Source organism: Rhodococcus sp. JCM 9793, assembly GCF_055380405.1.
In genome coordinates this window covers 2,212,697-2,224,865 of sequence record NZ_AP043721.1, presented here as the reverse complement: position 1 = coordinate 2,224,865, position 12,169 = coordinate 2,212,697, and the positions used below count along the sequence as shown (strand labels likewise).

General features: G+C 67.0%; 11 protein-coding genes. All 11 read left to right on the top strand.

What is annotated here, in order from left to right; all coding sequences use genetic code 11:
- Positions 1–76: 76 nt before the first annotated feature.
- The 11 genes from ACZ46K_RS12415 to mnhG all read left to right on the top strand — a co-directional run bounded on the left by ACZ46K_RS12415 (position 77) and on the right by mnhG (position 12,165).
- Positions 77–541 (top strand): SRPBCC family protein, encoded by a 465-nt coding sequence (locus ACZ46K_RS12415; protein WP_054807552.1) that lies wholly within the window; start codon positions 77–79, stop codon positions 539–541.
- Between the two features lie 85 nt (positions 542–626).
- On the top strand, positions 627–1,355 hold the full coding sequence (locus tag ACZ46K_RS12410) for a phosphatidylserine decarboxylase (RefSeq protein WP_464748490.1): 729 nt from the start codon (positions 627–629) through the stop codon (positions 1,353–1,355).
- A gap of 59 nt (positions 1,356–1,414) precedes the next feature.
- Positions 1,415–2,275 carry a CDP-alcohol phosphatidyltransferase family protein gene (locus ACZ46K_RS12405; RefSeq protein WP_464748488.1) on the top strand — a complete coding sequence of 287 codons (861 nt, stop codon included), beginning with the start codon at positions 1,415–1,417 and terminating at the stop codon, positions 2,273–2,275.
- Between the two features lie 21 nt (positions 2,276–2,296).
- A complete protein-coding gene (locus ACZ46K_RS12400; protein WP_464748486.1) occupies positions 2,297–4,495 on the top strand; it encodes an AAA family ATPase in 2,199 nt (732 codons plus the stop codon).
- Between the two features lies 1 nt (position 4,496).
- The gene (locus tag ACZ46K_RS12395; RefSeq protein WP_464748485.1) at positions 4,497–5,675 is read left to right on the top strand and encodes a hypothetical protein; all 1,179 of its coding nucleotides are present in this window, start codon (positions 4,497–4,499) and stop codon (positions 5,673–5,675) included.
- 228 nt (positions 5,676–5,903) lie between these two features.
- The gene (locus ACZ46K_RS12390; protein WP_464748483.1) at positions 5,904–8,741 is read left to right on the top strand and encodes a Na+/H+ antiporter subunit A; all 2,838 of its coding nucleotides are present in this window, start codon (positions 5,904–5,906) and stop codon (positions 8,739–8,741) included.
- Positions 8,738–9,445 (top strand): Na(+)/H(+) antiporter subunit C, encoded by a 708-nt coding sequence (locus ACZ46K_RS12385; RefSeq protein ID WP_464748481.1) that lies wholly within the window; start codon positions 8,738–8,740, stop codon positions 9,443–9,445. Before ACZ46K_RS12390 ends, ACZ46K_RS12385 begins: the two co-directional genes overlap by 4 nt.
- The gene (locus tag ACZ46K_RS12380) at positions 9,442–11,028 is read left to right on the top strand and encodes a Na+/H+ antiporter subunit D (RefSeq protein ID WP_054807387.1); all 1,587 of its coding nucleotides are present in this window, start codon (positions 9,442–9,444) and stop codon (positions 11,026–11,028) included. Before ACZ46K_RS12385 ends, ACZ46K_RS12380 begins: the two co-directional genes overlap by 4 nt.
- On the top strand, positions 11,028–11,576 hold the full coding sequence (locus ACZ46K_RS12375; RefSeq protein WP_054807389.1) for a Na+/H+ antiporter subunit E: 549 nt from the start codon (positions 11,028–11,030) through the stop codon (positions 11,574–11,576). Before ACZ46K_RS12380 ends, ACZ46K_RS12375 begins: the two co-directional genes overlap by 1 nt.
- Complete coding sequence (locus tag ACZ46K_RS12370) at positions 11,573–11,833, top strand: monovalent cation/H+ antiporter complex subunit F (RefSeq protein WP_054807388.1); 261 nt, start codon at positions 11,573–11,575, stop codon at positions 11,831–11,833. The genes ACZ46K_RS12375 and ACZ46K_RS12370 overlap by 4 nt, the downstream gene beginning before the upstream one ends.
- Positions 11,830–12,165, top strand: a complete 336-nt coding sequence (mnhG, locus tag ACZ46K_RS12365; protein WP_054807386.1) for a monovalent cation/H(+) antiporter subunit G — start codon at positions 11,830–11,832, stop codon at positions 12,163–12,165. The genes ACZ46K_RS12370 and mnhG overlap by 4 nt, the downstream gene beginning before the upstream one ends.
- Positions 12,166–12,169: the final 4 nt, after the last annotated feature.

Genomic DNA, 12,169 nt, shown 5'->3' with positions numbered 1-12,169 from the left:
GGCAACACATCATCGGATACGATCGACGCCAGGACTTTTTGTAACCCCGAGTACCACACACTGAGCAGGAGCAGACATGTCGAAGACACTCGAAGCCACCATCGACGTCGCAGCAGACCCGAACCGGGTGTGGAGTGTCGTTTCGGATCTACAGCGCATGGGAGAGTGGAGCCCCCAGTGCCGCAAGATGATCGTCCGCGGCGGCAGCGTCGGCGCCGGAACCACCACGATCAACATCAATCGCAAGGGCCTGCTCGTGTGGCCCACCACATCCAAGGTCCTCACGTTCGAACCCGGCCGCGAGCTGCGATTCCGCATCAACGAGAACCGCTCGATCTGGTCATTCGTCCTCGAAACCACAGATACGGGCACCCGCATCGTGCAGCGCCGCGAAGCACCGACCGGTACCAGCAAGGTTTCGCAGACCCTCATCAAGTACATCCTCGGCGGCCAGGAGAACTTCGACGACGACATGGTTGTCGGGATGAATTCCACCCTCGCCCGGATCAAGAACGAAGTCGAGGCCCGCGCCTCTGTCTGACCATGCACCTCTATACTCACGTACTCTCAGGTGTCCTGGGGGAGCCCGGCCGGGCAACGCCGATGAACGTGAGTGAAGAGGAGCCGTGGCACGTAAGCCCACACCCGCTGGCACACCACCGACCAGCGGTGCAGCACATGTCGTCGACCTGATCAAGAAGGCGATTCCGCCGCTTCATCCCGGCGGCGTGCCGTTCGTCGCCGCACCCCTCGTCGTGGCTGCACTCGGCCGCAATCGCAAATGGGTCCGGCGCGCCGGCCTCGCATCGGCTGCCGCGACCGCGACATTCTTCCGGCACCCGCACCGGGTGCCGCCGAATCGGGTCGGCGTCGCAGTCGCGCCCGCCGACGGTGAGGTCGCACTCGTCGACACGGCCGTGCCGCCGGCCGAGCTCGGGCTCGGCACCGAGCCGCTCCCCCGCGTGAGCATCTTCCTGTCGGTGCTCGACGTACATGTGCAGCGCAGCCCCGTCGGCGGCATCGTCCGCAAGGTCGTGCACCAGCCCGGGAAGTTCCTCTCCGCAGATCTCTCCGACGCCAGCGAGGTCAACGAACGCACGAGCATGCTGCTCGAGATGCGCGACGGCGCTCTCGTCGGGGTCGTGCAGATCGCCGGCCTGCTGGCTCGACGCATCGTGTGCGACGCACAGGTCGGTGACACGGTCCCCATCGGCGACACGTACGGACTCATCCGCTTCGGCTCGCGCGTCGACACGTATCTGCCCGCGGGAAGCACGCTGCTCGTCGAGCGCGGTCAGCGCACGATCGGCGCCGAGACCGTCATTGCCGCGCTTCCGTCCGCTCCGGTGCTGTGACTCCCCTCAAACCGAGCGTCCCCACAGGGGACGACAGCCGAGCGACTCGCAATCGCCCGGTGGCGGTACGGCTGCTTCCGAGCGTGATCACGATCCTCGCGCTGTCTGCGGGATTATCGGCCGTGAAGTTTGCGCTCGACGGGGAACTCGGCATCGCTCTCGGAATGATCGGGGCCGCGGCGATCCTCGACGCCCTCGACGGTCGCATCGCACGCCTGCTCGACGCCACCAGCAAGATCGGTGCCGAACTCGATTCGCTGTCCGACGCCATCGCATTCGGCGTCGCCCCCGCACTCGTGCTGTATGTGACGTTGCTCGACGGCAACGCTTTGGGCTGGATCATCGCATTGCTGTACGCGGTGAGCATCGTGCTGCGCCTGGCCCGCTTCAACACCCTGCTCGAGGACGACTCCGTCCCCGCGTACGCCCGTGAGTACTTCGTCGGGGTGCCGTCACCCGCCGGCGCCATCATCGCGCTGAGCCCGATCGCGGCGTACATCCAGTGGGGCGACGGATGGTGGACGTCGTTTCCGCTCGTCGTGGCGTGGACGCTCTTCTCCGGTGGTCTGATCATCAGCAGAATTCCCACCCTCGCAATGAAATCCATTTCGGTGCCGCCGCGCCTCGCGATCGGCCTGCTCGCGCTCGTCGCAGCCGGCGCGGCAGCGCTCGTCACCTATCCGTTCGTCCTGATGCTGGTACTGGTGGGCGTGTACCTGGTGCACATCCCTTTCGCGATCCACTCGCAACGGTGGGTGGCCGCGCGCCCGGCAACATGGGACATCAAGCCCTCGGAGCGCCGGGCGCTGCGCGCCGAGTCGCGGGCTCTTCGGCCGCGGGGTGCCGTCGGCCGACGCATGCTCAACGCGACGGGACGTTCCTCGGCGCGCCTCGGGCTGCGTCGCCCGCGCGGACGCTGACCACGATCTAGGCTCGTGCGGGTGACCACCCCTCAACTCGCGCTGACCGTCCGGCTCAACACTTCCGCGGCAGATGCCCGCCGCGGGGTCGTCCGTCTCCACCCGGAGGTGCTCACCGCGCTCGGACTCCGCGAATGGGACGCGATCGCACTTACCGGGGCGCGGCGCACCGCTGCCGTCGCCGGACACGCACCGGCCGGCACTCCCACCGGGACGGTCCTCCTCGACGACGTCACCCTCTCCAACACCGGGCTGCGCGAGAACTCCACCGTGGGCGTCGCACCCGTAACCGTGTACGGGGCACGCGCGGTGACGGTCTCCGGCTCGACCCTCGCCAGCACCTCGATCCCCGAGGCCACCTTGCGTCAGGCGCTGCTCGGCAAGGTCGTCACCGTCGGCGACGCGGTGTCGCTACTGCCGCGCGACCTCGGCCCCGGCACCAGCAGCGCCGACACCACGCGTGCACTGTCGCGGACCTTCGGTATCGCCTGGACGACGGAATTGCTCACCGTCTCGGCGGTCGATCCGTCCGGACCGGTCAGCATCCAGCCGAACACCGCAGTGTCCTGGGGAACCGGGAACGTCACCGGCACTCGAGCCACACTTGTCGCGCCGACGGTCACCGCACCGTTCTCCGAGGACACGCCCGAGACCGAGACGCACCGGCCGTCGACGCCGCCCGTCGAAGATCTCGTCGGCCTGCAGGCGCAGGTCGGCAAGCTGGCCGAATGGCTCAAGCTCGCCCTCGACGAGCCCGAACTGCTGCGCACCCTCGGCGCGTCTCCCCATCTCGGTGTGATGATCACCGGGCCCGCCGGAGTCGGTAAGACCACTTTTGCGCGGGCGGTTGTCGCGAACCGCCGTGTCGTCGAAGTCGACGGCCCGAGCATCGGCGCACTCGCCGCCGCCGATCGGCTGGCGCGGATCACCACAGCCGTCGATGCGGTGCGAAGCGGGGGTATCCTCCTCGTCACCGATGTGGACACTGTCCTGCCCGCCAACGCGGAGCCGGTGTCGACACTGATCCTCGAGCAACTCCGCCGCGCGATCGAGACCGACGGTGTTGCACTGGTCGCGACCTCCGCCGCACCCGACAGCGTCGATCCGCGGGTGCGTACACCCGAGATCTGCGACCGTGAACTGTCGTTGCCGCTGCCCGACGGCGCCACTCGCCGAGCCCAACTCGAAGTGTTGCTTCGGGCGGTGCCCTCCACCGGCCTCGACCTCGATGCGATTGCCGAACGCACCCCCGGCTTCGTGGTCGCCGACCTGGCCGCGCTGTGCCGCGAGGCCGCACTTCGGGCCGCGTCCCGCGCGAGCCGCGACACCGACGAACCGAAGCTGACGCAGGATGACCTCGTCGGCGCGCTCGAGGTGATCCGGCCGCTGTCTCGCTCCGGATCCGAGGAACTGGCGATCGGCAGCGTCAGCCTCGACGACGTGGGCGACATGGTCGAGACGAAGCAGGCACTGACCGAGGCCGTGCTGTGGCCACTGCAGCATCCCGACTCGTTCGCGCGCCTGGGTGTCGATCCGCCTCGCGGGGTGCTGCTGTACGGCCCGCCCGGCTGCGGCAAGACGTTCCTCGTGCGCGCACTGGCCAGTACCGGACGGCTGAGCGTGCACGCCGTCAAGGGCGCCGAACTGATGGACAAATGGGTCGGGGCATCGGAGAAGGCGGTGCGAGAACTGTTCCAGCGCGCGCGGGATTCTGCGCCCTCGCTCGTGTTCCTCGACGAGATCGACGCCCTCGCGCCACGCCGCGGGCAGAGTTCGGACTCCGGAGTATCTGATCGGGTCGTGGCGTCGTTGCTGACCGAACTCGACGGCGTCGAGCCCCTGCGCGACGTCGTGGTGGTCGGTGCGACCAACCGCCCGGACCTGATCGATCCGGCGCTGCTGCGCCCCGGGCGGCTCGAGCGGCTGGTGTTCGTGCCGCCGCCGGACGGCGAGGCGCGCGCCGCGATCCTGAAGACCGCCGGCCGGTCGGTGCCGTTGGACGACGACGTCGACCTCGATGCGCTCGCGGAGGAACTCGACGGCTATTCGGCGGCCGACTGCTCGGCCGTGCTGCGCGAAGCCGCGCTGGCCGCGATGCGGCGGCGGGTCGATGCGGCCGCCGTGACCGCCGAGGACGTCGCCGCCGCCCGCGAGACCGTCCGGCCGTCGCTCGATCCCGTCCAGGTCGAGCATCTGCGGGCGTACGCGGACGGACGCTGACATGTCACCGACCTCGACGTCCGTCCGGGCGAATGCACCGGCTGCGCTCGCCGCGGCCGCATGTGCCTCTGCGGTCGCGGTATTCGTCCTGATGGTCGGTGAGACGGCACTCCCGACCGGCACGCGAAGCGACTTCTCGCCGATGATCACGGCGGTCCTCGCTGTGGTCTCGGTGGTGGGTCTGCAACGGTCGGGTTCACCGCGGACGGCATGGTCGTTGGGTGCCGGCGCCGTGCTCGTGCTGGGTTCCATCCGGTACCTCGTGCCGACGGGGGCCTCGCCCGACACTCTCACCACGGTCGGGCTGGTCACCTCCGGGACGACCGGGGTGCTGCTCGGAGCGGCGGTCGCCGGAGCGTGGGCGGTGTCGAACGGACCGTGGGCACTGCTCGCGGGTGCGTGGTCTGCATTCCTCACCGCCGCCGCGGTCGGTGTTCGGGTGCCGATCGATCCGGTGCCATGGACGATCACCCAGTGGCTGCTGGCGATCGCCCTGGTGGCGCTCGTCGCGGCGGCACTGACCGCCACACCAGGAGGCCGTACGCAGGGGTTCGACCCCCGGCTACTCATGGTCACAACGCTCGCTGCGGGCGTGTTGACCATCGGTTACCGGCTACTCGGCGAACTGGTCACATCCGAGACCGGGTCCGGTGGAGCTCGGATGTGGTTCGCCGCGGTGGGTGCGCTCGTAGTCATGGTGATCGGCGCCGAGGTCACCGCCCGCGTCGTGCCCTCGGGAGATGACCGGTTCGTGTTGGCGGTCACCGGCGCGGTGGCCGCGGTGTACCCGGTGATGCTCGAGTTGTTCGGCAGCGGGCAGTGGTGGCTGCCGCTGCTCGTGCTCGCGGCCGTCGCCGTCGGTGTGTGCTGTTCCCCGTATGTTCCGTACGCGGCCGTCGGGCTTGTGGTGGCACTGGCGGTTTCCACAGCAGCAGTGCTGTGGCCACAGTTCGCCGAGAACGTTCCCCTGCCGGTTCGCCTGGCACTCGTCGCCGCAGGAACCGGGCTGGCGCTCGCGTCGTCGCTGCCCGGATCAGCGGCCGTCGCTGCACTGGGACTGTCGCTACCGGTGCCGTTGACCGCCGTCATCGGAGCAGTCTGGCTACTCCCTGCAGACACCGTGTGGACAGCGCTCGCACTCGCTGCAACGGGCGCCGTGTGCGCCTGGCAGGTGCGCTGAGTCACAGCTTCTACGCGCGCAACCCCCGATTCGCAACGATGCGAAGCCTCTCGTTAGTATGTGTGCATTCCGATTTGCCCATTGACGGCGAACGGCGCGCATGTCGGGGCGTCCCGCGTTTCGGCCGTGTGTCGAACGCATTGACAATTCTGCAACGGTCCTCGCCGATGCAGGTATGTACAGGACAGTTTCACCCCGCCGCCTGGCCCGATCCCGACGGAGTGCCTTTTGCTCGCCATACTCATTGCTCACGCGGTAGCCGCAATCCTGGCACCGCCGTTGGTCAGAGTCATGGGGAGAAATGCGTTCCTGCCACTGGCGCTGGTGCCGCTGGCAAGCCTCGGGTGGGTCATCGCGAATTGGGGTACCGAGCAAGAACTGCGCATCCGGTGGGCTTCCGCAGTGTCGATGGATCTCGACATGCGGTTCGATTCGCTCTCCGCCGTCATGTGCTTGTTGGTGCTCGGCATCGGCTCACTGATTCTGCTCTACTGCGCGCGCTACTTCCAGAACGACGAGCCACGTCTGGGGATTTTCGCAGCGGAGATGGTGGCGTTCGCGGGCGCCATGTTCGGCCTGGTCACCAGTGACAACATGCTGGTGCTCTACACCTTCTGGGAATTGACGACGGTCCTGTCGTTCCTGTTGGTCGGCCACTACGCCGAACGTGCATCGAGTCGCCGCGCCGCGACACAGGCGTTGCTCGTGACCACCGCCGGCGGTCTCGCGATGCTCGTCGGCATCATCATCCTCGGCCAGCTCGTGGGCAGTTACAACCTTTCCGCCGTGATCGAGGCCGCGCCCGAAGGCTGGCTACCCGGTGTCGCCATCGTGCTGGTGCTCATCGGCGCACTGTCGAAGTCCGCGGTGGTGCCGCTGCACTTCTGGCTTCCCGGCGCGATGGCCGCCCCGACTCCGGTGTCCGGCTATCTGCACGCCGCCGCGATGGTGAAGGCCGGCATCTATCTGATCGCACGCTTGGCGCCCGCGTTCGCCGACGCAGCGCCGTGGCGACCGATCGTGATCACCCTCGGACTCGCCTCGATGCTCCTGGGCGGTTGGCGCGCGTTCCGTGCGTTCGACCTGAAACTGATCCTCGCGTTCGGCACCGTCAGTCAGCTCGGCTTCCTCACAGCGCTGGTCGGCATCGGCAGCCGTGAAGCCGCCTTGGCCGGTCTGACAATGGTGATCGCGCACGCCATGTTCAAGGCATGCCTGTTCATGGTGGTCGGAATAATCGACCACTCGACGGGTACCCGCGACATCCGCAAGCTCGCACACCTCGGATTGAGAACTCCGATCCTGGCGGTCGTGGCTGCACTCGCCGCAGCGAGCATGGCCGGGCTCCCACCGTTGATCGGTTTCGTCGGCAAGGAGGCCGCGCTCGAAGCAGCGCTGGTTGCCGACGTGCTTCCGGAGTGGGCGCGCATCGCCACCGTCACGGGCATGGTGCTCGGCTCGATCCTCACCCTCGCATACAGCATCCGGTTCATCTGGGGGGCCTTCGGGCGCAAGCAGCTCAAGCGGCCCAGCCCGGCGGTGCAGGACCTTCACGCTCCCGGCTGGCTGTTGCTGGCGGCACCGTCGCTGCTCGCGGTCGTCGGCCTGGCGGCCGGATTCGCGGCGCCCTGGGTCGATACCCTCGTCGCGCCCTACGCAAACACTCTGCCGGCCTCCCTTGCCGAGCCCTACCACCTGGCGCTGTATCACGGGTTGACGGTGCCACTCGCCCTGACCGCCGTCGTGATCGTGGGCGGAATCAGTCTGTATCTCGCACACCGCACGGTGGCAAGACTGCGGTTCGAGCATCCCCCTCTGGGCAACGCCGACCGCATCTACGACGCGACCCTGCGTGGCATGGACACCATGTCGACGAGGTTGACGAGTTTCATCCAGCGAGGTTCACTGCCGCTGACCCAGGCCACGATCCTCGTCACCCTCGTGTTGCTTCCCACCGTGCTGCTGCTCACCTTCGGGGCGAGCAACACACCGGAACTACGTGCGTGGGACACCCCGTGGCAGTTCACCGTCGGCGTGATCATGATCGGTGGAGGACTGGCCGCGACTGTGATGCGGAACCGGCTCGCCGCCGTCCTGATGGTCGGCGTCAGCGGCTACGGTCTCGGTGTCCTTTTCGCGTTGCAGGGCGCGCCCGACCTGGCGCTGACGCAGTTCCTCGTCGAGACCGTCACTCTCGTGATGTTCGTGTTGGTGCTGCGGAAGCTGCCTCCCGAAGGCGATCGACAAGCGGAGATCGGCAAGCGCGTGCCCCGGGCCCTGCTCGGTGTCGCGGTGGGTGCGGTGGTGACCGTCGTCGGAGCGTTCGCGGTGGCTGCGCGCACCGCCGAACCGATCTCACTGCAACTTCCCGAGCTTGCGTACGAACTCGGCCACGGCAAGAACGTGGTGAACGTGCTGCTCGTCGACATACGCGCGTGGGACACCCTCGGCGAGATCTCGGTGCTGCTCGTCGCAGCGACCGGCGTCGCAAGTCTGGTGTTCCGGACCCGCCGGTTCGGTACCGCGCCGCGCGTCGCCGACGCGCCCGCCGCCCAGCTCGACGCGGCCGGCGCGAACTCCGAGATCACGTGGTTGCGCGGCGGCGATCTCATCGATCCGCGCTACCGGTCGCTCATCCTCGAGGTCACCACCCGATTGGTGTTCCCCACGATGATGGTGCTGTCGGTGTACTTCTTCTTCGCCGGGCACAACGCCCCGGGCGGCGGCTTCTCCGGTGGCCTCGTCGCAGGGCTGGCCCTGGTCCTGCGCTATCTGGCAGGTGGACGCTACGAACTCGGAGAGGCGGTTCCCATCGACGCCGGCAAGATCCTCGGACTCGGCCTGACCTTCGCCGCCGGCACCGCACTGTTCTCGCTGTTCCTCGGCGCGCCGGTGCTCTCGTCGGCGGTACTCGAGGTGACCCTGCCGTTGATCGGCGACATCAAACTCGTCACCGCCCTGTTCTTCGACCTCGGCGTGTACCTGATCGTCGTCGGATTGATCCTCGATGTGCTCCGAAGCCTCGGAGCCCGGCTCGACGCCGAAGTCGTGGGTGAGCGCCGATGACCACGAACCTCACCCTGGTCGTCATCGTCGGCGTACTCGTCGCCTGCGGTGTATACCTGCTGCTCGAACGCAGCATCATCAAGATGCTGCTCGGCCTGCTGCTCATCGGCAACGGCATCAACCTGCTGATCATCGCTCTCAGCGGACCGGCCGGGGACGCCCCCGTCGTCGGGTCCGACAACGTGGTGCAGGAGGACATGGCGGATCCGCTCGCGCAGGCCATGGTGCTCACATCCATCGTGATCACCATGGGTATCGCTGCATTCGTGCTGGCACTGACGTACCGCTCGTACTCGATCCGTGCACGCGACGAAGTCGAGAACGACCCCGAAGACACCATGGTGTCGCAGCGGCGAACCCTCGCCGACGCGCCCGGTCGCGACCGCTCCGACGACCCGGTCACCGGCGAACCGAGCAAGAGCGGCGACGCATTCGACGCCGAAGGCAATCCGATCCCGCTCGAGGCGCTCACGAACATCGAAGATCTCGAGGTCTACGAGGATTTGCACGACGGCGACTTCGACGATCCGACCGACTCCGCCTACGACGATCCGCGCAACCCCGGAAGCGGAAACCCCCACCCCACCCGCGCCCCGATCGCCACCCGGGACGAAGGCGGAACGGGCGACGGAACCACCGGGGCCACCGAACACCCCGACGACCACGGGAAAACCGACGACAACGGTGAGGAGGGCAACCGATGACACTGGATACGGCTGTCCTCATCCCCCTGCCCATCCTCATACCGCTGCTCGCCGCAGCCGTCACCCTGATCCTGGGTCGACGCCCGCGGGCACAGCGGTTCGTCACCCTCGTCGCGCTGGTCGCGTCGCTGGTGGTCTCGGTCGCATTGCTGTACTTCGCCGACCAGAACGGCATCTCGGTCGTGCAGGTCGGCGGGTGGGAAGCTCCGTTCGGGATCTCACTGGTCGCCGATCGACTCGCCGCATTGATGCTTGTGATCGCGGCGATCGTGCTGCTCTCCGTCATGATGTTCGCCGTCGGTCAGGGTATCCACGACGGCAACGAACAACAGCCGGTGTCGATCTTCCTGCCCACCTATCTCGCACTCACCGCGGGCCTGAACATCGCGTTCCTCGCGGGCGACCTGTTCAACATGTTCGTCGGATTCGAGGTGCTCCTCGCCGCATCGTTCGTGTTGTTGACGTTGGGAGCAAGCGCCGATCGCGTACGCGCCGGGGTGTCGTACGTCATGGTGTCGATGGTCTCGTCCATGATCTTCCTGGCAGGTATGGCGTTCGCCTACGCGGCGACCGGCACGTTGAACCTGGCGCAGATGGCGGTGCGGATGGACGACGTGCCGGCAGGCACCCGGACCGCGATCTTCGGTGTGATGCTGGTGGCGTTCGGAATCAAGGCCGCGATCTTCCCGCTGTCGTCCTGGCTGCCCGACTCCTACCCCACCGCCCCGGCGCCCGTCACCGCGGTCTTCGCGGGCCTGCTCACCAAGGTCGGTGTGTACGCGATCATCCGCGCACACACCCTGATCTTCCCGCAGGGTGAGCTCGACGATGTCCTGCTCATCGCCGGTCTGCTCACGATGGTCGTGGGCATCCTCGGTGCGATCGCACAGAACGACATCAAACGTCTGCTGTCGTTCACCCTCGTCAGCCACATCGGCTACATGGTGTTCGGTATCGCGCTGTCGAACGAGGCGGGGCTCGGGGGTGCGGTGTTCTATGTGGCCCACCACATTCTGGTGCAGACCACACTGTTCCTGGTGGTGGGGCTGATCGAACGCCAGGCCGGGTCCGCGTCACTCCGCCGTCTCGGCAGCCTGGCTGTGACGAGCCCGCTCTTGGCCGTGCTGTTCCTCATCCCCGCTCTCAATCTCGGAGGTATCCCACCGTTCTCCGGATTCATCGGCAAGGTCGCGCTGCTACAGGCCGGTGTCGAGGACGCGTCGGTTCTCGCATGGGTCCTCGTCGGCGGCGGCACACTCACCAGCCTGTTGACGTTGTACGCAGTGGCCCGGGTGTGGTCCAAGGCGTTCTGGCGTGCCCGCGCGGACGCACCCGAAGGCGACCTCGCCGACATCGGGCCGTCCGCATTGATCGACGAGTCCGAAGCCGACATCGCGTTCGAAGAGCGTGCGGACGTGGGGAAGATGCCGGCAGGCATGCTCGTCCCCACGATCGCGCTGGTGGTGATCGGTCTGGGCCTGACCGTGTTCGCGGGGCCGTTGCTCGACATCAGCGACCGCGCCGCCGAGAGTCTGCGTGACCGCTCGGTGTACATCGAGGCCGTGTTGGGAGAAACGCCATGATCAATCGCGGCAACCTGCTGCGCCTGTCGGTGGTCGTCTGGATGGCGTTCGTGTGGGTGCTGTTGTGGGGCACCTTCAGCATCGCCAACGTTCTGGGCGGTCTGATCGTCGCGGCGATCATCGCGGTACTGCTGCCACTGCCGAAGGTTCCGGTGGAAGGACGCGCCCACCTGCTGTCGGCGCTGAGGCTCGGTGTCTACATCTTCGTCGAGTCGATCCGGTCGACGATCTCGGTGGCATGGCTCGCCATCCGCCCCGCGGCACCCCCGGTCACCGGGGTACTGCGGTGCCGGCTGACGATCAAGTCCGACCTGGTGCTCACGCTGTGGACGGACATCATGAACAACATCCCGGGCACCATGGTTCTCGAGATCGACCAGGTTCGACGGATCATGTACGTGCACGTTCTCGACGTCAGCACCGACAAGGCCGTCGCCGACTTCTACCGTTCGGCTCGTTTGATCGAACGACTTCTCATCGACACATTCGAACGGGACGCGGAGTGGAAGCCCAGCCCGTGGAGAAGCGGGACGGAGGAAGCGATATGACCGTGATGCTCGTGGTGTCGGGCGTTCTGCTGTTCGTGTCGGCCCTGTTGATCGGCTATCGAGTGTTGGCCGGACCCAACTCGCTCGACCGCCTCGTCGGGGTCGATGCCCTACTGGCCATTGCTATCTGCGGCCTGGCGACGTGGATGGTGTACACACGCGACACCACCATCGCGCCGGCCGTGGTGGCGCTGGCGCTCGTCGGCTTCATCGGGTCGGTCTCGGTGGCACGGTTCCGGGTGCGTGACGAAGAATGAGCTACTTCCTCGATATAGTCGGACACATCCTCATCCTCATCGGCGCCGTCATTTCGCTGACCGCGGCGATCGGCGTCGTCCGCTTCCGCGACACACTCTCCCGCATGCACCCTGCGACGAAACCCCAGGTCATCGGGCTCCTATTCGTTCTCGGCGGCGCAATGCTCAACCTGTGGGGATCGTTCGATGTGTGGATGCTCGCGCTGGCCGGGATGTTCATGGTGCTCACCGCACCCGTGATCGCACACCGTGTGGGCCGAATCGCCTACCGAGAACAACTCGGCCGCGACGGACTTCTCGACGAGGACGACTTTCCTCCGTACCGGGCCTGAACCG

What these genes read in the sequence shown, in the direction of transcription:
- ACZ46K_RS12395 (WP_464748485.1), top strand. Translation starts at nt 4,497, where the DNA reads ATGTCACCGACCTCGACGTCCGTCCGGGCGAATGCACCGGCTGCGCTC.
- ACZ46K_RS12415 (WP_054807552.1), top strand. Translation starts at nt 77, where the DNA reads ATGTCGAAGACACTCGAAGCCACCATCGACGTCGCAGCAGACCCGAAC.
- ACZ46K_RS12380 (WP_054807387.1), top strand. Translation starts at nt 9,442, where the DNA reads ATGACACTGGATACGGCTGTCCTCATCCCCCTGCCCATCCTCATACCG.
- ACZ46K_RS12370 (WP_054807388.1), top strand. Translation starts at nt 11,573, where the DNA reads ATGACCGTGATGCTCGTGGTGTCGGGCGTTCTGCTGTTCGTGTCGGCC.
- ACZ46K_RS12385 (WP_464748481.1), top strand. Translation starts at nt 8,738, where the DNA reads ATGACCACGAACCTCACCCTGGTCGTCATCGTCGGCGTACTCGTCGCC.
- mnhG (WP_054807386.1), top strand. Translation starts at nt 11,830, where the DNA reads ATGAGCTACTTCCTCGATATAGTCGGACACATCCTCATCCTCATCGGC.